The organism is Roseovarius nubinhibens ISM, from assembly GCF_000152625.1.
Taxonomy (GTDB): Bacteria; Pseudomonadota; Alphaproteobacteria; order Rhodobacterales; family Rhodobacteraceae; genus Roseovarius; species Roseovarius nubinhibens.
The window spans coordinates 2,479,602-2,499,209 of sequence record NZ_CH724156.1 but is presented as its reverse complement, the minus strand read 5'-3'; the positions used below and the strand labels follow the sequence as shown (position 1 = coordinate 2,499,209).

The 19,608-nt window shown below is 65.7% G+C and carries 21 protein-coding genes; 5 read left to right on the top strand and 16 right to left on the bottom strand.

What is annotated here, in order from left to right; all coding sequences use genetic code 11:
* Positions 1–80: 80 nt before the first annotated feature.
* Positions 81–1,259 carry a type III PLP-dependent enzyme gene (locus tag ISM_RS11895; protein WP_009814424.1) on the bottom strand — a complete coding sequence of 393 codons (1,179 nt, stop codon included), beginning with the start codon at positions 1,257–1,259 and terminating at the stop codon, positions 81–83.
* 314 nt (positions 1,260–1,573) lie between these two features.
* Positions 1,574–2,332, bottom strand: coding sequence for a DUF1013 domain-containing protein (locus ISM_RS11890; protein WP_009814423.1), 759 nt, complete (start codon positions 2,330–2,332; stop codon positions 1,574–1,576).
* A 127-nt stretch (positions 2,333–2,459) separates the two neighbouring features.
* On the opposite strand from ISM_RS11890, the gene ISM_RS11885 reads away from it, so the two are divergent.
* A complete protein-coding gene (locus ISM_RS11885) occupies positions 2,460–3,089 on the top strand; it encodes a ribonuclease T2 family protein (RefSeq protein ID WP_156783376.1) in 630 nt (209 codons plus the stop codon).
* Positions 3,090–3,138: 49 nt separating this feature from the next.
* Here ISM_RS11885 and ISM_RS11880 read toward each other — a convergent pair whose 3' ends face one another.
* From ISM_RS11880 to ISM_RS11860, 5 genes are all read right to left on the bottom strand, one after another.
* Positions 3,139–3,528, bottom strand: coding sequence for a carboxymuconolactone decarboxylase family protein (locus ISM_RS11880; RefSeq protein WP_009814421.1), 390 nt, complete (start codon positions 3,526–3,528; stop codon positions 3,139–3,141).
* Between the two features lie 42 nt (positions 3,529–3,570).
* Complete coding sequence (locus ISM_RS11875; protein WP_009814420.1) at positions 3,571–5,022, bottom strand: aldehyde dehydrogenase family protein; 1,452 nt, start codon at positions 5,020–5,022, stop codon at positions 3,571–3,573.
* A gap of 197 nt (positions 5,023–5,219) precedes the next feature.
* A complete protein-coding gene (locus tag ISM_RS11870) occupies positions 5,220–6,257 on the bottom strand; it encodes a GGDEF domain-containing protein (protein WP_009814419.1) in 1,038 nt (345 codons plus the stop codon).
* Positions 6,254–6,853, bottom strand: coding sequence for a heme NO-binding domain-containing protein (locus ISM_RS11865; protein WP_009814418.1), 600 nt, complete (start codon positions 6,851–6,853; stop codon positions 6,254–6,256). Before ISM_RS11865 ends, ISM_RS11870 begins: the two co-directional genes overlap by 4 nt.
* 76 nt (positions 6,854–6,929) lie before the next feature.
* Positions 6,930–8,702 (bottom strand): DUF4153 domain-containing protein, encoded by a 1,773-nt coding sequence (locus tag ISM_RS11860; protein WP_040618051.1) that lies wholly within the window; start codon positions 8,700–8,702, stop codon positions 6,930–6,932.
* 265 nt (positions 8,703–8,967) lie between these two features.
* On the opposite strand from ISM_RS11860, the gene dctP reads away from it, so the two are divergent.
* The 3 genes from dctP to ISM_RS11845 are packed head-to-tail and all read left to right on the top strand — an operon-like array spanning position 8,968 to position 11,754.
* Positions 8,968–9,963 (top strand): TRAP transporter substrate-binding protein DctP, encoded by a 996-nt coding sequence (gene dctP / locus ISM_RS11855; protein WP_009814416.1) that lies wholly within the window; start codon positions 8,968–8,970, stop codon positions 9,961–9,963.
* 1 nt (position 9,964) lies between these two features.
* Positions 9,965–10,459: a TRAP transporter small permease gene (locus ISM_RS11850; protein ID WP_156783375.1), complete on the top strand. Its 495-nt coding sequence runs from the start codon at positions 9,965–9,967 to the stop codon at positions 10,457–10,459.
* Positions 10,459–11,754, top strand: a complete 1,296-nt coding sequence (locus ISM_RS11845) for a TRAP transporter large permease (RefSeq protein ID WP_040618050.1) — start codon at positions 10,459–10,461, stop codon at positions 11,752–11,754. The genes ISM_RS11850 and ISM_RS11845 overlap by 1 nt, the downstream gene beginning before the upstream one ends.
* A 59-nt stretch (positions 11,755–11,813) precedes the next feature.
* Here ISM_RS11845 and ISM_RS11840 read toward each other — a convergent pair whose 3' ends face one another.
* The 5 genes from ISM_RS11840 to ISM_RS11820 all read right to left on the bottom strand — a co-directional run bounded on the left by ISM_RS11840 (position 11,814) and on the right by ISM_RS11820 (position 15,753).
* Positions 11,814–12,203 (bottom strand): GFA family protein, encoded by a 390-nt coding sequence (locus tag ISM_RS11840; RefSeq protein WP_009814413.1) that lies wholly within the window; start codon positions 12,201–12,203, stop codon positions 11,814–11,816.
* The gene (locus ISM_RS11835) at positions 12,203–13,765 is read right to left on the bottom strand and encodes a trimethylamine methyltransferase family protein (RefSeq protein WP_009814412.1); all 1,563 of its coding nucleotides are present in this window, start codon (positions 13,763–13,765) and stop codon (positions 12,203–12,205) included. Before ISM_RS11835 ends, ISM_RS11840 begins: the two co-directional genes overlap by 1 nt.
* A gap of 91 nt (positions 13,766–13,856) precedes the next feature.
* Positions 13,857–14,747 carry a DMT family transporter gene (locus tag ISM_RS11830; RefSeq protein ID WP_009814411.1) on the bottom strand — a complete coding sequence of 297 codons (891 nt, stop codon included), beginning with the start codon at positions 14,745–14,747 and terminating at the stop codon, positions 13,857–13,859.
* A complete protein-coding gene (locus tag ISM_RS11825) occupies positions 14,744–15,469 on the bottom strand; it encodes an HAD family hydrolase (protein ID WP_009814410.1) in 726 nt (241 codons plus the stop codon). Before ISM_RS11825 ends, ISM_RS11830 begins: the two co-directional genes overlap by 4 nt.
* Positions 15,466–15,753, bottom strand: coding sequence for a DUF3572 domain-containing protein (locus tag ISM_RS11820; protein WP_009814409.1), 288 nt, complete (start codon positions 15,751–15,753; stop codon positions 15,466–15,468). The genes ISM_RS11825 and ISM_RS11820 overlap by 4 nt, the downstream gene beginning before the upstream one ends.
* 81 nt (positions 15,754–15,834) lie before the next feature.
* Between ISM_RS11820 and ISM_RS11815 the strand changes: the two genes are divergently transcribed.
* Positions 15,835–17,250, top strand: a complete 1,416-nt coding sequence (locus ISM_RS11815; RefSeq protein ID WP_009814408.1) for a GGDEF domain-containing response regulator — start codon at positions 15,835–15,837, stop codon at positions 17,248–17,250.
* Positions 17,251–17,304: 54 nt separating this feature from the next.
* On the opposite strand, the gene ISM_RS11810 is transcribed toward ISM_RS11815, so the two are convergent.
* From ISM_RS11810 to ISM_RS11795, 4 genes are all read right to left on the bottom strand, one after another.
* Positions 17,305–17,829, bottom strand: coding sequence for a periplasmic heavy metal sensor (locus ISM_RS11810; RefSeq protein WP_009814407.1), 525 nt, complete (start codon positions 17,827–17,829; stop codon positions 17,305–17,307).
* Entirely contained in the window at positions 17,829–18,242 is a 414-nt protein-coding gene (locus ISM_RS11805; RefSeq protein ID WP_009814406.1) for a hypothetical protein, read from the bottom strand. The genes ISM_RS11810 and ISM_RS11805 overlap by 1 nt, the downstream gene beginning before the upstream one ends.
* On the bottom strand, positions 18,239–18,838 hold the full coding sequence (locus ISM_RS11800; protein ID WP_009814405.1) for an RNA polymerase sigma factor: 600 nt from the start codon (positions 18,836–18,838) through the stop codon (positions 18,239–18,241). Before ISM_RS11800 ends, ISM_RS11805 begins: the two co-directional genes overlap by 4 nt.
* Before the next feature lie 110 nt (positions 18,839–18,948).
* A complete protein-coding gene (locus ISM_RS11795; protein WP_050754140.1) occupies positions 18,949–19,434 on the bottom strand; it encodes an EF-hand domain-containing protein in 486 nt (161 codons plus the stop codon).
* Positions 19,435–19,608 lie beyond the last annotated feature (174 nt).

The following is a 19,608-nucleotide window of genomic DNA, read 5'->3' as shown; positions in this document are numbered from 1 at the left end:
CCACCACCCTTACCCCCAAATGTAGCAAAGCCGCCTGCCCCTCCCGTGGCAGACGGCCCTTTCCCGCGCGGGTCGGTGGCTCAGAGAACCACGACCTCGAGCGGCGGAAACCCGTTGAAGCCCACAGAGGAATAGCTGCTGGTGTAGGCGCCACAGTTGCGGATCATCACCCGATCCCCCGATTGCAGCGACAGCGGCAGCTGGATGGGCCGTTTCTCATAGAGAATATCGGCGCTGTCACAGGACGGACCGGCCAGAACACAAGGCCCGGTTTCCTCGCCATCGCGCAGCGTGTCGATCTTGTAGCGGATCGCCTCGCCCGCGCATTCCGCGAGACCCGAGAACATGCCGATGTCGAGATAGACCCAGCGGTGCAGATCGTCCGGCGATTTGCGCGACACGAGCATCACTTCGGCGGCGATATGCCCGGCTTCGGCGACCAGGCCGCGACCCGGCTCTGCCATCACATACTCGGGCTGACCGAACCGCGCGCGCACCGCCTCCATCACCTCGGCGGCATAGGCCTGCGGGCCCTGCACGCTCTGGTCGTAATGGGCCGGGAACCCGCCCCCGAGGTTCAGCACACGCATGTCATGACCGGCGGCACGGGCGGCATGCCACAGCTCGGCCACCTGATCGAGCACCGGCAGCCAGTGACGCGCTTCCTTGGTCTGGCTTCCGACATGGAAGGACAGGCCCACGATATCCACGTCGAGACCGCGCGCATAGTCCATCAGCTCGGCCATCGCGCCCGGCGCACAGCCGAACTTGCGGCTCAGCGGCCAGTCGGCATTCTCGTTCTCGACGATCACCCGCAGATAGACCTTGGCGCCCGGCGCGTGCTGGGCAATCTTTTCCAGCTCGGCGTCGCTGTCAGCCGAGAAGAGCTCGACCCCCACCGATTGGGCAAAGGCGATGTCCGAGGGACGTTTGACCGTGTTGCCAAAGGAAATATCCGATCCCTTGGCGCCCTGCGACAGGCAGAGCTCGATCTCGCCACGGCTCGCCGCGTCAAACCGCGCGCCGCGCTGCACCAGCATGGCGATGATTTCCGGGGCCGGGTTTGCCTTGACCGCATAGTGAATGCGCGCCTCGCCGAGACCTTCGGCCAGGGCGTCATATTGCTGCGCGATACGACCACGGTCGACGACAAGCGTCGGACGGTCAAACCGGGTCACAGCGATATGGGCTGCTGCTGCGTCGATACGGATGGCTTCGCCGGCGCCAAAGGCGCCATTCATGGTAGCGGTCATGGTCATCTCCAGAATAGACCTGCCCAATCCCGGGCGTGGATCACAAAAAGGAAACGTTACCGTCGCTACTTAAACTCATGCCCAGAAGGGCCGGCCAGAGGCGCGCGCGTTGGCGTCTGACGGCGCATATAAGGCGTTTTCAGATTCGCGCAACAGGTTTTCTACCCCTTGGGTAAATTTCTCTCGCTCGTCGCGGCGTGAAGGCCGCACCGTCGCTTTACTGTCGCAGTGCCGACGCGATACCGACAGGGCATCCGGCACGAAAAACCCCGGCCCGCAAATGCGGCACCGGGGCTTTATTTCCTAAGGGATGACGCGGCTTAGCGGTCGTCATCCTCCTCATCATCGCTGCTGTCCGGCAGGTTGAAGAAACTGTCCGCATCCGGCACATGATCGCGGCTCTTGTCGTCCTCGTCATCATGGCTTTCGCTGAGCGTGAAGGTCTCAAGCCCTTCGATTGCCGTGGGCATTTTGGGCTCGGGATCCATCGACAGGCTCTGCTCGGTCGACAGCAGCTTGCGACGCTCGTCATCGCTCATCGTCTCGCCGTCCTTGGCCTTTTTGGCGGCGGCCTTCTGCACGGCGGCGTCCAGCTCGGACTGTTTACACAGGCCCAGAGCCACCGGGTCGATCGGCTGCATATTCGCGATGTTCCAATGGGTGCGCTCGCGGATCGTCTGGATCGTCGGCTTGGTCGTGCCCACCAGCTTGGCGATTTGCGCATCGGCCAGCTCGGGGTGAAACTTCACCAGCCACAGGATCGCGTTGGGCCGGTCCTGCCGCTTGGAGAGGGGCGTATAGCGCGGGCCGCGCCGCTTTTCCTCACCGACAGCCGCCGGGTTATGCTTGAGCTTGAGCTTGTGCAGCGGGTTCTTTTCCGCCTCGTCGATCTCGTCCTGGGTCAGCTGGCTGTTGGCGACCGGGTCGAACCCTTTGACGCCCTGCGCCACATCGCCATCGGCGATGCCCTGAATTTCCAGCTCGTGCATGCCAACGAAATCGGCAATCTGCTTAAAGCTGATCGTGGTGTTGTCCACCAGCCAGACGGCTGTGGCCTTTGCCATGAGCGGTTTTGCCATCTCTCGCATCTCCTAAACAAATCTCTCCCGTCGCCTGGAAAGGCTGTCCCGGGATTGGGACGGTTTCCGTTGTCGGGGAACTTGGCGCGTATATAGTCGCAGGCAAGACGAAATGAAAGCGGAAATCATGCGCACCCTTCTGATCTGGCTTTTCTCCGCCACCTTGGCCGCCGCCGAGGGCGACCGCTCCGGCGCCTTTGATTACTACGTTCTGGCACTTAGCTGGTCACCGACATGGTGCGCGCTCGAAGGCGATGCGCGGCGCGCCGAGCAATGCGAGGACAGCGCCGACACCGGCTGGGTGCTGCATGGTCTGTGGCCGCAATATCATCGCGGCTGGCCGAGCTATTGCCAAAGCGCCGAACGCCCGCCATCCCGCGCCCTGACCCGCGACATGGCCGACATCATGGGCAACCCCGGGCTCGCCTGGTATCAATGGAAGAAACACGGGCGCTGCTCGGGCCTCTCGGCCCCGGCCTATTTCGCCCTGTCACGCGAGGCCTATGACAGCGTCACCCGCCCCGAGGTGTTTCGTAAGCTCAAGGACCCGGTGCGCCTGCCCGCCCATGTGGTCGAAGAGGCGTTTCTCAAGGCAAATCCGTCACTTGAGCGTGACATGATCACCATCACCTGCCGCGCGGGCCGCATTCAGGAGGCCCGCATCTGCTTGTCGAAATCGCTCGACCCGGTGCCCTGCGGGCGCGACGTGATCCGCGACTGCAGCTTGCAAGACGCGCTCTTCGATCCGATCCGGTGACGGCTTTCTTGCAAAGAAAGCCGCCCGAAATCCTTTTCAGGATTTCGCCCTAGATCTCGCCCGCTTCTTCCAGAACCTTGCGCGCCACCCGGAAACATTCGAGCCCCTGCGGCACCCCGCAATAGATCGCGATCACATGCACGATGGCGCGGATCTCGTCGCGGCTCACCCCGTTGTTGAGCGCCCCGCGGCAATGGGTTTCCCACTCATGCAACTTACCCAGCGCGCCCAGCATGGCGAGGTTCATCATGCTGCGGGTCTTCGGCTCGATCACCTCATCGCCCCAGCCAAAGCCCCAGCACCACGCCGTCATCGCCTCCTGAAACGGCCGGGTGAACCCATCCGCCGCCGCCAGGTTCTTTTCGACATATTCCGCGCCAAGCGTGCCCTTGCGCTGCTCCAACCCCTTGAGGAAAAGATCCTCGTCAAAAACGCTCATAGCCCCATCCTTTGTTGCCCTGTTGTTGCCCTGTCCGGCCCGTCACCTGACGCGGATCGCCACGTTCTTGGTCTGGACGTAATTCCACAGCGCCTCGCGGCCCTTCTCCCGTCCATAGCCCGATTTGCCATAGCCGCCAAAGGGTGTTTCGACCCCGCCCGCGAACCATTCATTGACGAAAACCTGCCCGGCGCGGATCTTCTGCGCCGCCCGCGTCGCCCGGTCGAGATCGCGGGTGAACACCCCGCCGACCAGCCCATAGGGCGTGCCATTGGCGATGGCGATGGCCTCGGCCTCGTCGCGAAAGCTCAGCACCGAGAGCACCGGACCAAACACCTCTTCCTGCGCGATGCTCATCTCCGGGGTCACCCCGCTGAGAACCGTCGGCTCGAGAAACGCGCCGGGGATGTTCATCTTGCGCCCGCCCGCGGCCAGCGTCGCCCCCTGACCCTCGGCCGCGGCCACCATATCGGCGGCGCGATCCCGCTGTGCCTCGCTCACCATGGCGCCCATCGTCGGGCCCATCTCGCCGCGTTCGATCCCCGGCCCGACCGAGAGCGATCTCGCCACGGCCACCGCCCGCTCGACCAACTCGTCGCGGCGGCTCTCATGGACGATCACCCGGCTCATGGCGCTACAGACCTGACCCGCGTTGAAATAAATCCCCCAACGAATGTCATTCTCAAACGCCTCGAGATCGGCATCCTCATAGACGATCGCCCCGGATTTACCGCCAAGCTCGAGCACACAGGGCACCACATTCTGCGCCGCCGCCGTGGCAATGGCGATGCCGGTGCGCACCGAGCCCGTGAAAACGATCTGGCGCACGCCCGGATGCGACGACAGCGCCGCCCCCGCCTCATGCCCCCAGCCACAGAGGATATTGACCGCCCCCTTGGGCAGGCCCACCGCCTCGGCCGCATGGGCGAAATAGGCATTGCTGAGCGGCGTCAGCTCGGGCGTCTTGATCACCGCCGTATTGCCGGTGGCCAGCGCCGCCGACAGCGACCGCGCCGTCATCTCGAGAGGGTAGTTCCACGGGATGATCTGCGCCGACACCCCAAAGGGCTCGTAATGGGTGAAATCGAAATAATTCGCGCCCAGCGGGATCGACCGGCCTTCGACCGTCTCGGCCTGATTGCCGTAATATTCGAAATAGCGCGCCGCGCCTTCCACCTCGATCCGCGCCTCCCAGAGCGGCTTGCCCTGTTCCAGCGACAGGATCGGCGCGATCTCCTCCACCCGGTCCAGCAGATAGCGCCCCATGGCCTGCACCATGCGCCCCCGCTCCACCGGCCGCAGCGCGGTGAGCACGCCCGACAGATGCACCCGTTCCGCCGCCGTCACCGCGCGGTCCACATCACCGGCATCGGCCAGCGCCTGTTCGGCGAGCACCGCCCCGGTGCCCGGGTTGATCACCTCAACCCGCCCCGCGCCGCCATCGACCCATGCGCCGTCGATGTAATTCTGCCAATAGGATTTGATCTCGTTCATGCGGCGCCCTCTCTGTCACAGCCCCCGGCGCAGCCCTCTGCGCGGCGGCTTGCCTGTCCTTATCGGGGCCAGACCTGCCTGCATTCGCGCCCCTGGGCTTTTACCATGGCGACAGAGCTTGCACGTTTGCGACTCACCTCCATTTTCTCCGGTCTATCCGCCCGGTGGCCCAGATAATCCCCGGCCAAATCCGCGATTTACGAGCTCCGCCGCGCCTCGCGATCCTGCCGCATGGACGGTTCGAAATTGCGAAAGCACCCGCGCCCCGCGCTCTTCGCCGCGTAGAGCGCGATATCGGCATCCTCCATGATCCGCGCCTCCGCCGCCTGCGGGTGTGGATAGCGGCACGACAGCGCCCCGCCCGCGCTGGCCGAAATCTGGCAGGGCTGCCCCTCATAGTCGATCGGGGCCTCGAGCCGCGCGATCACCCGCTCGGCAATATCGCGCACCCGCGCTGCATCGGTCACCCCGCTGAGGATGAGAACGAACTCATCGCCGCCCACCCGCAGCAGCACATCCTCCTTGCGGGTCTCGGCCCGCATCGCCCGCGCCGCGAGCTGCAGCACATGGTCGCCCGCCGCATGGCCGAACTGATCGTTCACCTCCTTGAAATAGTCGAGATCGAGCTGCACCAGCGCGAAATCCGTCTCCGACGCCATCAGCTGTGTCAGCACCGGGTCGAGCGCGCGGCGATTCTTGAGCCCGGTGAGCGTGTCGGTAAAGGCCTGTTCCTCCGCCGCCGCCTTGGCCCCTTGCAGCCGCAGGTTCAGCAATCGCGACGCCTCCATCGCCGCCGTCTTGGCCTCGATGAGATAGAGCATCTCGACCGTCAGATCCGTCGCCGCGAAATCCCGCGCCGTGAGGTTGAGTTGCCGGATCGCCTCGGTCACCGCGATACCAAAGGACATGTTGACGAGCGCCCCGCCCGATGGGCCGAGCGTGCCGCCCTCCGGCAAGGGGGTCAGCACCGCCTTGAGCGGCAGCCGCGGCGCGCCCCGTGTCATGAGATGCAAGCCCCGCCCGGCCAACGCCCGCAGATCGTCCATCGTGGCGCTGCGCGCCGGGCGGCGCAGCTCGAAAAGCTCGAGAAACCGCGCGCCGGTCATTTCCTCCTTGGGGCAGAGCCGCGCCAGCGTCGGCCCGGCATGGGCAATATGGCCCGTGGCATCGAGCAGCGCATGCATCGGGCAGAGCTGATCGAGCAGCCCGGCGAGCCCCTCCGCCGCCCCGCTCATGTCCCTTGCCCCGCGGCAAGATCGAACATTTTCCCGCTGCTATACGCCTCGCTCAACAGTTGGATTTGCAAAATCTCCACATCCTTGCCGCCGCCCGCGTGATCAAGCACCACCAGAGCGCCGTAATCATCCGCCATCGCCCGCAGCACCCCGACGAGCACATGACCAAACCCCGGCCCCGCCGCCGTCGGCACATCACAGCGCAGCTGATAGATATTGCCGCCATGGGCGCTGAGCTCGAGATTGGGAATGTCGAGATCCGGCACGGCGAGCCGCGCCCGCCCGGGCAATTCATCAAGCGATTGCAGAAACTCGACAAAATCGACCCCGCCAAAGCGCAGCAACCGCCGCAACGGGTCGAGCTTTGGGTGCGACACGAGATAGGTCCCGATATCTTCGAGGATGGTGTCCCGCGTCCGGTCGAGCACCTGCTCGGCCCCCGCCAGCACGTCACAGGTCAGCGCCGGCTCATAGCTGAGCATCGCCTCGAACTCGGAAAACCCAAGCCCCGCCCGCGCCACGATCAACGCCCAGACATCGCGCCCGTATGTATCGCGAATGAACCGTTCTATCGCGCGATTGATCAGCCCGTGCATCGCCGCCTCCTGAACGTCTGCCCCTTATCTCACCGGGGCAGACTGCCAGAGCGGTCTTAACGGGTGGCAAACAGGTTCAATTGTAAGGATAAATCTCCTGATCGCCGATCCGAAGCGCCTTGCGGCTGACCGGCGCGATCTCAAACTCGCCGTTCAGCACCCGCTGGATATCCTCGTCCTCCAGCGTCGCGGTGTTGCCGATGACAGAGACCCGATGGCTGCCTTCGTCGGGAAAAATCCGCAGCCCGAGCACCTGCACGGAGCCATGACCCGAGCGCCACAGCAAGATCCCCTCGACCTCCTCCACATTCGGATCAAAATCCGCCACGACGAGGACACAGCCCGGCTGGCCATCGCTGAACTTGCGCGCACAGCCCTCCCGCAAACTCATGCGTTCATAGATCGAAACCCGGTCGAGACTACCCTCGGGCAGCAGCACCCCGACCGGGCGCAGCGGCACGATCTCATGCAGGCTGACCTGACTGGCCTCCTCAGACTCCTGTCTGAATTCATACTCAAATTGCGTCGCTTCCGCCCGCTCGATCATCGCCACAAGCTGCGCGTGCTCCGGATGGGTCTCCAGCGCCCGCAGCGCGGCCAGTCCGTTCGTCCCGGCCCGGCCCCAGTCCCACGCCATCTCCCACAGCGGCAGCTCCTCCACCGCCCCCCCGGCCCGCGCCCGGTCGAGCTGGCTCGCGACGCTCATCCGCTCGGGGTTGAGGAGCGGCGTCAGCCACAGCGCCGAAACCAGAACCACCAGCCCCGCCAGCGCGAGGTTCGCCTGCCGCAGCCGCCCCATCCAGTCGCGCCCCAACAGCGACAGCACGGCATAGCTCGCCCCATACCCCAGCACCACCAGCGCCGCCACCAGCGCCGCGATCCGGTCCGGCGTCAGCCCGTATTGCCCGATCCGCACCGCCACCGCATAGACCGCCAGCACCGCGGGCACCGCGATCACCCCGCTCAGCACCCGCGCCGCCAGCCGCATCACCGGGCTTTGCACCTCGCCCGCCGTCCCGCCATGCACCGCCGCACTGACCAGCACCACACCGGCGAGGCTCACCCCGGCCAGCGTCACCGCCGGCGACAGCCCGCCCAACAGCCCCGACAGCCCCCGGAACGGCAGCGCCAGGATGAAAATCACCACCACCCCGAGAACCAGCGGCGTCAACAGCCGCAACAGCTGCACAAAGAGATCGGCCGAGATATAGTCGCGCAGCGCGTAGAACACCGACAGGCCAAGCCCGAGCGCCACGCCGCTGATCAGCCACGGCACCGGGTCGAGATCGATCAGATCGTCGATGAGGGTGATCCCCACAAGGCCAAGGAACGTGTCCGACAGGTACAAAAGCCCCCAGACCAGCCCGGTGAAAAGCCCCCCCGCGACATAGCGCAGCACGCTTTCCCAACTGGTGTCGAACAACAGCTGATAGTGCCGCCAGCCGCCCCGCTCGCGCAAGAGCGCTGCGATGAACGGCGCCGCGATCACCGCCAACGTGGCCACCGCGACCAGCGGCTTACCGCTGTCGAGAAACTCCGACACATGATCGAACCGCAGGCTCGCCCAGAGCATGAGCGCGGCACAAACCGCCGCCAGCGCCCCGGCCCCGGCCATCGCGCGCCCCGGCCGCACCGGGCCGAGCATCATCATCAGCGCCGCGAAAAACACCACCACCGCCACCCCGAGCCCGAGCACCAGCCGGTCATAGGCGACATGATCCGTCAACAGATCGAACACCGCCCAATGGGCGAGCCCGGCCACCGCGCCGACGGCAATCAAGAGCCAACGCGTGCCGAGCACAGAGGCGGCGGGATCGGGCCGGGAATCAGGGGTAAAATCGACGGGCATCTACTGTCCTCACCTGCTGGAACGGCCCCACCTTGCCCGCCCCACCCCCGGTGTCAATGTTTCCGCAGCGCCTCCGGCTTGATCGCACGCGCCGGATTTTACAGCGAAACGCCGCTTTTGGATCAGATGCCCCCCCGCGCATCCGCCATGGCTATGCGCGACGCCGGGAATCGCGATTGACAAGACTAGACAGTCATGTCCACCTGCCCGGATTAATCTTCGTTTCCGGTTCAGAGGGGACCGGAACCACCTTGGAGGGGACATCATGTTTCTCAAAAATCTTCTGGCTGCCGGCGCGGCAGCCGCGCTCTTGGCGGGGGCACCGGCCTGGGCCGAGACCCAGCTCAAACTGGCGACCGATTCCGGCGCCAAAGGCTCGCCCTCGGGCGATGCGCTCGACCGTTGGGCGGCGCTGATCGAAGAAGGCACCGGCGGCGAAGTGCAGGTCGATGTGTTCTACCAGAACGAACTTGGCAGCCAGGCCGAAGTGCTCGACCTGCTGGTCGCGGGCGATCTCGACATGATGATCAACTGGCCGATCACCGCCTATGACAACCGTCTCGGCGTGCTCTTCACCCCCTATATGGTGCGCAGCTGGGACGAGGCGTTCGACGCCTATAAACCCGGCGGCTGGGTCAACGAGATCCTGACCGGCGTCTTCGCCGATCTCGGCCTGCGCTTCTTTGGCCCCTGGCCCGAAGGCTTCAACGGCATCGCCTCGCGTGACAAATACGCGATGACCCCGGAAGAGGCCGCCGATCTCAAGATCCGCGTCCCCGCCATGTTCCCGATGGCGGAATCGGTGCAGGCGCTCGGCTATCAGACCGAAACCATCGACTGGTCCGAAGTCTTCACCGCGATCCAGACCGGCGTGGTCGATGGCGACGGCGCCAACATCATCTACTGGGATTACGAGTATTTCCGCGATGTGCTGGATTACTACAACCAGACCAAGATGCAGTTCATCACCGGCGTGATGACGATGAACGAAGGCTCTTGGGCCGGCCTCTCGGAAGAGCATCAGGCCGTCGTGGCCGAGGCCGCCAACACCGTGATGGAAGAGGCCTTCGCCCAGGCGCAGGAACGCGATCAATTCTATATCAACAAGGCCAAAGAGGCCGGTATGGAATATATCGAACCGACGCCGGAACAGATCGACGAGATGGCCCGCAAGGTCCGCGCCGAAGTCTGGCCCATGATGGAAGAGCGTGTCGGCAAGGAGATCATGGATCTCGTGCGGGCCAACGCGGCCAAGCTCTGACATGACCGGCGCATTCGCCCGTATGGAAACGATCATCGCCAGCACGCTCAACGTGCTGGCGGTGGTTTCTTCGGCGGTGGTGGTGGGGCTCATGGCCTTTCTCGTCATCGCCCGCTACGTCCTGGAAATCTCTGTCGTCGGCCTGCACGAGCTGATCATGCTCGCGGCCGTCATGCTCTATATGGTGGGGGCCGTCATCGCCTCGCGCAAACGCGAACATCTGACGGTCGACTGGGTCGCGAGCCAGATCACCGACCCGCGCCGCAAGGCCTGGCATGATCTGCTGATCGCGGTGCTGACCGTGGTGATCACGCTCTTCTTCATCACCTGGGCCTATTACATGTTCACCTGGGGCATGAAACGCCCCCAGACCACCCCGGCCTTTCAGATCCCGCTCTGGGTGCCGCAGCTGGCCATCGGCCTCGCGGCGGTGGGGTGTTTTTGCTACGGGCTGCGCGACATTCTTGGCGCGCTCAAACGGCTGAGGCAGGGCTGATGGACGGATTTTACGCACTCTACGCCCTGATGCTGCTGATCGCGCTGATGGGCATCGGCCTGCCGGTCGCCTGGTCCTTTGCCGGGGTTCTGGCCTATCTCACCTTCATCTATGATGTGAACCTCAACACGCTGATGTTGCAGGGCTTCCGCTCGCTCAATTCGCTGGTGCTGGTGGCGCTGCCGCTGTTCATCCTGACCGGCTATCTGATGCAATCGGGCGGCATCGCCCAGCGCATCATCGCCTTCGTGTCGCGCATGGCCACCGGTCGCGGCGGCATGGGCACGGCGCTGGTGCTCTCGGCGGCGATCTTCGGCGCCATCGCCGGCACCGCCACGGCGGCCATCGCCTCGATCGGCCAGATCATGACCGATCCGCTGGTGGCACGCGGCTATCCGCGCGGCCGGGTGGCGGCGCTCTTGGGCATCTCGTCGCTCTTGGGCATCCTGATCCCGCCCTCGATCACCATGATCCTCTTTGCGGTGGTCACACGGCAATCGGTCGCCGCCTGCTTTGCCGCGACCATCGGCCCGGCGATCCTGCTGATCATCGGCCTCGTGCTCTACAACCGCTTTCTGGTGGGCCGCGCCTTTGACGAGATCGACCTGCCCGAGACCGGCAGCCGCGAAGGCTTTGGCCGGGTGACGCTCAAGGCGCTGCCGGCGCTGTCGCTGCCGCTGATCATTCTCGGCGGCATCTATGGCGGCATCTTCACCCCGACCGAGGCCGCGGCCGTGGCGGCGGTGACGGCGCTTCTGGTGGGCGGGCTCATCTACCGCGAGTTCACCTTCCGCAGCCTCGGGTCGAGCTTTGTGCAGGCCGCCGAGACCACCGGCACGATCATCCTGATCCTGCTCTTCTCGTTCATGATCTCGCGCATCCTCGCCTTCGAGCGAGTGCCGCAAGACCTGACCGAGGCGATCCAATCGGTGGTCACCTCGCCCATCGCGGCGCTCTTGATGGTCAATCTGGTGCTGATCGTGGCTGGCGCGCTGATGGATGACGTCTCGGTCACCGTGGTGATCGCGCCGCTCTTCCTGCCGCTGATGATCGCCAATCAGGTCGACCCGGTGCATTTCGCCGCCATCGTCGCCTGTTCGGTGGTGATCGGGGCCAACAGCCCGCCGGTGGCGCCGACGCTCTTCCTGTCGTGCAAGATCACCCGCGCGCCGATCATGCAGGCGGTGATGCCGGCGCTCGGGCTGATGGGTTTCGTGGCCTTCCCGGTGATGCTGATCACCACCTTCTGGCCGGACCTGTCGCTGGCCATTCCGCGGGCGCTCGACCTGCTGTGAACCGGCTCTGAAATCGGGCCCCTGCCCCCGCATTCGGGGGGCAGGGGCGCACCGTCGTCTTACTGTCGTGATACCGACGTGGTACCGACAGGCGGCAAATCATAGTAATCCCCCCGATCCTCGCCATGCCAATTGCTCTCGACCCGCAGCCCCGTCGGCCCATCGAGCGTGCCCGCCATGATCGAGATATGACCGCCATGATCCGGCGTCCAGAAGAGGTTGCTGCCACAGGTCGGACAGAACCCCCGCTGCGCCTCCTCTGACGAGCGATACCACTGCACTTGGCCTTTGATATCAAGGTCCTCGGGCGCTGCCGCCGTGGCCGCCACATGATGCCCAGAGGCCCGTCTGCATTGGCTGCAATGGCAATAGATCACATCGCGCAGCGGCCCCGTGACGCGGTAGCGCACCGCGCCACAGAGACAGCCGCCCGCCTGCGCGCGCGCCATCAGAAATCCGTCGGCGCGCCACCCTCGGCCTTGCGCCGGGCGACAAACGCTTCCAATTCCTCACGCACCGCCTCATCCATCGGCGGCGCTTCGAATTCGGCCAGAATATCCTTGTAAACTTGGTGCGCCCGCTGCGCCGTCCAGACCGACCCGGCGGCCTCCCAGGCCTCGAAATTGCGCCAGTCGCTCAGGAACGGCTGATAGAAGGCGGTGGTATAGCGGTCCTGCGTGTGCTGGATGCCAAAGAAATGACCCTGATCGCCCACTTCCCGCACCGCTTCCGTGGCGATCTCATCGGGGCCGGTCGCGGTGATCATCGGATCCATATAGCGCTGAATTTGCTGCAGGATTTCGCAATCCATCACGAATTTCTCCGGGCTGGCGATCAGCCCACCTTCGAGCCACCCGGCCGCGTGATAGATCATATGCGCCCCCGACTGCACGCCCGACCAGAGGCTGTTCGAGGTCTCCCAGACCGCCTGCCCATCCGGCACGTTGGCGGCACAGACCCCGCTCGCCCGCATCGGCAGCTTGTAGAACCGCGCCATCTGGCCGGTCATCTGCGTGGCGCGCATATATTCCGGCGTGCCAAAGGCCGGCGCGCCCGATTTCATATCCACATTCGAGGTGAACGTGCCAATCGCACAGCCAACCCCCGGTCGGATGAGCTGCGCCAGAACCACCGCGATCAGCCCCTCGGCCAGGCTCTGCGCCACCGCCCCCGCCATGGTCACTGGCGCCATCGCACCGGCCAGCGTGAAGGGCGTGACGACAAGGCCCTGATTGCGCCGCGCCAGCCGCATCCAGCCGTCGAGCATCGGATAGTCATGCTTGAGCGGCGAGGTCGAATTGATGTTGGAATACATCTTCGGGCTGGCTTCGAACTCTTCGTCGCTATGGCCGCCCGCGATGCGCACCATCTCCATCACATCCTCGACCCGCTCGCGGCCGAGACAATAGGCATGCGCCACCTTGTCGGTCAGCGTCAGCTTATCATAGAGCACGTCGAGATGGCGGATGCTGGCATGGATGTCCTGCGGCTCCACCGGATAGCCGCCGACGAAATGGATGCAGTTGAAATACTGGCTCAGCTTGAGAAAATTGGCGCACATCTCGCGCGTGCCGGTCACCTTGCGGCCAAGCTCCATATCCCAATAGCTCGGCGGCGACGAGACATTGCCAAAGTTGAGATGCTTGCCGCCCAGCGTGATCGCCCGCGCCGGGTTGCGCGGGGTGATGGTGAATTCCTCGGGCGCGAGCGCGATCTGCTCCATGACGAAATCGCGGCCCATGCGGACGTTTTCACCGTTGATCGTACAGCCCCCAGAGGCGCGGAAAACCTCGAGCGCTTCGGGGTTCAGGATCTCGATACCGATCTCTTCGAGAATGCGCATCGTGCCGTCGTGAATGGCGGCGATCCCCTCTTCGGTGAGCGGTTCGGTCGGCCGATCGGTGTTGATCGGCGGGTTCCATGGCATCTGCTCGATGGCCCCCGAGCCGCGCCGCTCGGCATTGCCCGCGCGCCCGCCACCCCGTTTTCTACGTGTCTTGACCTCGGCCATTCCTGTCACTCCCTGCTGGACTGAGGAATAGCAAACACCCAAATTCGGGGCATGGGTCGCAGTTTTGCGACAAGGTGTGTCGTTTTTGATTTTAGCGCCGCGCCCGTCGCGCCCGATGCAGCAGGAAGAGCGCCAAAGCGCCCACCACCAGCGCCCCACCCCAGAGCATCCGCGCCCCCGGCGCCTCGCCCACCGCGAGCCAGACCCAAAGCGGGCCAAGCACGGTCTCGAGAAGCAGCAAGAGGCTCACCACCGCCGCGCTCACCTGCCGCGACGCCTGCGACAAGAGCATGAAGGACGCGGGCAGCACGACCGCCCCGGTCAGCAGCATCGGCCAGACCGTCCCCGCCCACATCGCTCCGCTAAAAAACGTCGTGGCCCCGACCCCCGCGACCAGCGCCCCGGCCCCGATGGCCAGCGGAATGGGCACATGGTGATGCTTGCGCAGGATCACGAAATTCAGCGCCAGCATCAGCGCCACCAACAGGCCAAGCCCGATGCCAAGCCCCGCCCGCGCGTCCCAGCTGATCCCGTCGCCGCCATGGCCCGACATGGCGATGCCAATGCCCAGAAGCACCGCCGCAATCGTGGCCCAGGTCCGCAGCCCGGCCCGCTCGCCCAGCAACAGCCAGCCCAACAGCGCGGCCCAGACCGGCACCACCGCCACCCCCAAGAGCACCGCCGCCACCGGGGCAAGCGCAATACCAAGGCAGAAAAACAGAGAATTGAAGAACTGACAGGCCGCAATGCCAAGCCCCGGCGCGCTGCGCAGCGCCGCCAGATCGCCCCGCCGGTCGCCCGTGCTGAAGCCCCAGAAGAGGACCAGCACCGACCCCATGCAGAGCCCCCGCCAGCCGAGCATCGCCCCGGTCTCCAGCCCCGACAGCCGCATGAGCATCGCATCGGGTGTCAGGATCAACGCCCCGGCCAGCGCCAGCCACAGGCCGCCAAGACCCGTGCCGCGCGCGCCGGCACCGCTCATCCGCGGCTGTCCAGCCAGGCCGGCAAATATCCGATATCGGGCAGCACCACATCCGCATAGGGCGCGAGCTCTGCCTCGGGCGCGGTCCCGGTGAGCACTGCCACCGTCACCATCCCCGCCGCGCGCCCGGCCACGAGATCATGGGTGCTGTCGCCCACCATCGCCACCCGCTCGGGCGCGAGCCCCTCGGCCCGGGCAAAGGCCAGCAAGGGCGCGGCATCGGGCTTGGCGCCATGGCCGGAATCAAACCCTGCGATGAAATCGAACGCCTCGCCAATCCCCGAGGCCGCCAGATGCGCCCTTGCGCTGAACTCCGCATCATTGGTCATCACCCCAAGCCGCAGCCCCCGCGCCCTGAGCCCGGCAATGAAATCCACCAGATCGAGCACCGGCACCAAGGGGGCTGTGGCCGAAGAGGTCATGAGATAGGTCTCGATCCGCCCGGCCTCCGCCCCCGGCAGGCAGTCCGCCAAGAGCTCGGCCACCTCGCGGTTGGTCCCCGCAATCGCCGGGCTCGTGTCGTGAAACTGCCGCGCGCCAAGGTCGTAATGGATCGCCCGCGCCAGATCAGCCGCGCGCCCGGCATCACCGCCGCTCAGATGCTCGATGACGCCGCCCGCCCAGACACCCCAAGTGCCGTGAAAATCGAAAAGCGTGCCATCCTTGTCAAAGAGCAGCCCGTCAATCGCCCGGCCCCCCGCCCCTGCCGCATCCGTTTTCATGTCCAATTGACCGCCTCCCCGCCCGGCAGCGCCTGCCGCGCCCGACCGAGTTTTTCCGGCGCAATCCCCGCCGCTTCGCTGAATTCGATGACCCAGGCATCGTCCATCAGGATGAAATCGAGAACCGAGCCGAGAAAGACCGGATCGCTGGCCCCGGCGCGCAGATCGCCCTCGCTCGCGCCCGAAGCGCCCAGGAACACCGGCAACAGATCGTCATGTCCGACCAGCCACCCCAGCGCCCTGAGACCGATGGTTTCGGCTGAATTCAGCTCATTTTCTCGCATTTAAACTAACCCGGAAAGGATTTCTTAACTCCCTGCATGGATAGATGGTCACAAGAAAAGGGCAAGTCAGAAAGGCACCCTATGCCGGGCAAGATACTCATCGCAGAGCCGCTGGCGACCAACAGGATCCTCCTGAAGGTCAAGCTGGCGGCTGGCCATTTCGAGGTGATCCAAGCCTCGGATGCGGCCGAGACCCTGCGCGCCATCCGGCTGGAGGCGCCCGATCTCGTGCTGCTCAACAGCGGGCTTGCGGGGAACAATCTTGCCACGCTGATCGACGCCATTCGCGCCCTGCCCGGGCAGGCCGATCTGCCCATCGCCGCGCTGATCACCGAACATCTGCCCGAGGCCGCGCGCCGCGACCTGGCGGGCCGGGTCGATGCGCTTCTTGTGCGTCCGACCACCGACACGCTGCTGCTGGCGCGATTGCGCGGGCTCTTGGTGCAGCGCAACACGCTGCGCGATCTGCGCCTGCAATCGGGCGGCGGCGCGCCGGGCTTTGCCGAACCCGCCGTGCCGCGCCTGCAACCGCCCGGCCATATCGCCATTCTCGCGCCGCAGGGCGCGCCCGGGCAGATGCTTCTGCGCGGGCTGTCGCGCCATCTGCGGCACAGCCTGCGGCTCGTCGATGCCGCCCGCCCCTTTCCCGACCTCACCTCGGGGCCGCGCCCCGATGTGGTGCTGCTTTACCTGCCGGATATGAGCGACCGCGCCGCCCGTGAATTGGTGGCCGAGCTGCGCGCCGCCCGCTCGACCCGCCACGCCGCCGCGCTGGCCCTGCTCGACAGCGGCGCGGAGGAAACCGCGCTCCACCTGCTCGAGGCGCGGGTCGAGGATGTCATGATGGGCCGCACCGATGCCCGCGAACTCGCCGCCCGCTGCGACCGGCTCCTGACCCAGGCGCAGGAGCTCGATCATCTGCGCCGCCAGACCCGCGACGGGGTGCGCGCCTCGGTCACCGACCCGCTCACCGGGCTCTACAACCGCCGCTTCGCGCTGCCCTTTCTCGAACGGGTCTGCTCCGGGCAAGAGGGCGCCGGCACCGACACTCTGGAAACCGGCTTTGCGGTGATGCTGGCCGATCTCGATTTTTTCAAGAATATCAATGATAAATACGGCCATTCCGGCGGCGATCAGGTGCTGCGCCAGGTGGCCGATCATTTCCGCGCCATCCTGCGCGATTGCGACATGGTGGCCCGGATCGGCGGCGAGGAATTCCTGCTGGTCTGTCCCGGCGTCACCCCCGACGAGGCCCGCCAGACCGCCGACCGCATCTGCCGCGAGATTGCCGACACTGCCATCCCACTCACGGGGTATAGCCAGCCCGTTCATATCACGGTGTCCATCGGGCTGGTGATGGGCCGCGCCGGTCGGGGAGAGCTGTCCCCCACCGGCGGCGAGTCCGAGAGGCTGCTGGCGCGCGCCGATGCGGCGCTCTACGCCTCCAAGGCGCATGGCCGCAACACCGTCACCTATCAGCCGCGCAGCGCCGCCTGATCCCTGCCTTGATCCACACCCGCTCAGAGGCCCGCACCCCGGTCTGACCCGGCGTTACTGCGCGCCCTCCGCGGGCTTGTCCTTGCCACGCTTGCGCATCTTGCGATGCTCTTCCACCCGATCGGCAAATGCCGCGCGCTCGGCGTCGCTCATCTTGGCCAGATGCCCCACCAAGAGCGCCTGACCGGTGGCAATATCGGTCTCGAACATCTGCCGGTGCTGGCTCATCGCCGCGCTCAGCGCCTCGGCGTCAAAGGGCTGTGCCCGCAGCGCCGTGAGGATCGCATCATAGGAGGCCCCACGCTCTTCGCGGCTCGGCCCGTTGACCTGCCGCGCCGCCCGCAGCGCATCGCCCAGCGCCCGCTTGTCCTCGGGCGCGAGCGCCCGGGTCAACGGCCCGCCAAAGCTGCCATGGCTCTTGCCGCCGCGCCCATGCCCGTCATGCATCCAGACCATGGTGCCGATCGCTCCCGCCACCAGCAGGTTCACCCCCAGCGACAGGGTCAGCAAGAGGCCAAGCCCGCGCCGTTTGCGCGCCGGCGTCGGCCCGCGTCCCGGCATGTCATTTCGCTCGCTCATCAGAACGCTCCTTCCAGGCTCGCATAGGCGTCGCCCGCCATCACGTCGAACACATAGACCTCGCTCTCTCCGGACCAGTAGCCGGTGATCGCCTCTGACGCCAGATCGGGGGCCACACTGCCGACCCAGATCCCCGCCACCGTCGCCGCCGCCAGCCCGGTCATCGCAGGCCAGCCGCCCATCTCCTGCCGCAGCCCCTGCGCCCGGCTCACCAGCCGCGACCAGAGCCCGGCCGAGGCCGCGCCCTGCGGCTGCAGAGCCGCCGCATCCGCCAGAACCCGCGCCATCAGATCATCGCCCGGCACCGGGCTCTGCGCACGCGCCGCTTTGAAAAAGAGCTCGAGCCCGGCCGCCTCTCCGGCACCAGGTTCCGGCCCCCGCATCTCGCCCGTCATGTCTTTCCGGTCCGTCATCCGTCCAACCCCAGTTCCTCGCGCCTCGGTGCCAGCTCCGCCTGCAAGGCGCGTTTGCCACGCGCGGTCAGGCTTTCCACCGCCTCGGTGCTGATCTCCATGATCCCGGCAATCTCGGGATTGCCCAGACCTTCGATATGCCGCAACACAACCGCTTGACGCTGCCGCTCCGGCAGGCGCATCAACGCCTCTTGCAACGCCTCGACCCGCGCCTCCTGATGCAGCGCCGCTTCGACGCTCATCTGGCTTTCGTCCACCGGCTCGGCCACCTCGTCGAGCGCCACGCCGCACCGCCGCCGCAACCGATCCGTGCACAGGTTCGACGCCACCCGGTAGAGCCAGGTCCCGATCTGCGCCCGGCCCGCTTCCCAGCGCGGCGCGATCCGCCAAAGGCGCAACATCGCCTCCTGCGCCACATCCTCGGCCTCGGCCCGGCTGCCGAGCATCCGCATCGACAGCGCCAGCACCCGCGGCAAATGCCGCTCGGTCAACGCGCGCGCCGCCGCCGCATCGCCCGCAGCATAGGCCGCAAGCAACGCCTCGTCATCCGCCAGCCCCGCGCCCTTTGGCGCAGATTTCCGAAACGGTCCTATCATGGGGCCGCGGCCTACCCTTTAATCGTTCCACCTTCAATCCGGTCCAGAGCTTGCCCGACCGGGATCGCGGCGGGGGACACACCCCCCGCCACCTGAGACACAGCGCAGTCTTACTGCTCTTTCTTGCCGTGTTTCTTGCCGTGACGCTCGCCCATTTTTTCCTTCATGGCGTCGAACTCGGCCTTCGAGATGCCGCCGTCGCCATCGGTGTCGGCCTTTTCGAACATCTTGGCGCCGCGGTCATGGCCCTTCTTGCCCTTCATGCCGGCTTTCATCTCGTCCTGGCTGAGCTGCCCATCGCCATCGGTGTCATGACGCTCGATCATCTTGGCGGCATGTTTCGTGGCGCGCTCGCTGCCCTTCGCGGCAAGCTCGTCCTGGCTCAGCATGCCGTCGCCATTGGCATCCGCCTCCTTGAACCGCGCCTCGCCGCGCGCTTTCATCTCGTCTTGGGTGATCTTGCCATCGCCATTGATGTCGAGCTGCTCAAAGCTCGGACGCTCGTGCTTGCCGGGGCCAGCCGCCACCGCCATCGGCAGGGTCAGGGCAATCGCCGAGCTGAGGGCAACCATCTTGAAAATGTTGTTACGTGTCATCTTTGGGTCTCTCCAAGTCTTTCGGCCCGATCTCTCGCGCCATCTTGTTTGCGGTTTCAGACACCGTTTTCTGCCCGATGTCGCACCTTACACGCAGGGGCTCGGGGCTTCCGTCGCAAAAACTTTGAAAAAATTTCGCACCCCCACTCCTCCCCCTCCCACACCCCCCCACGC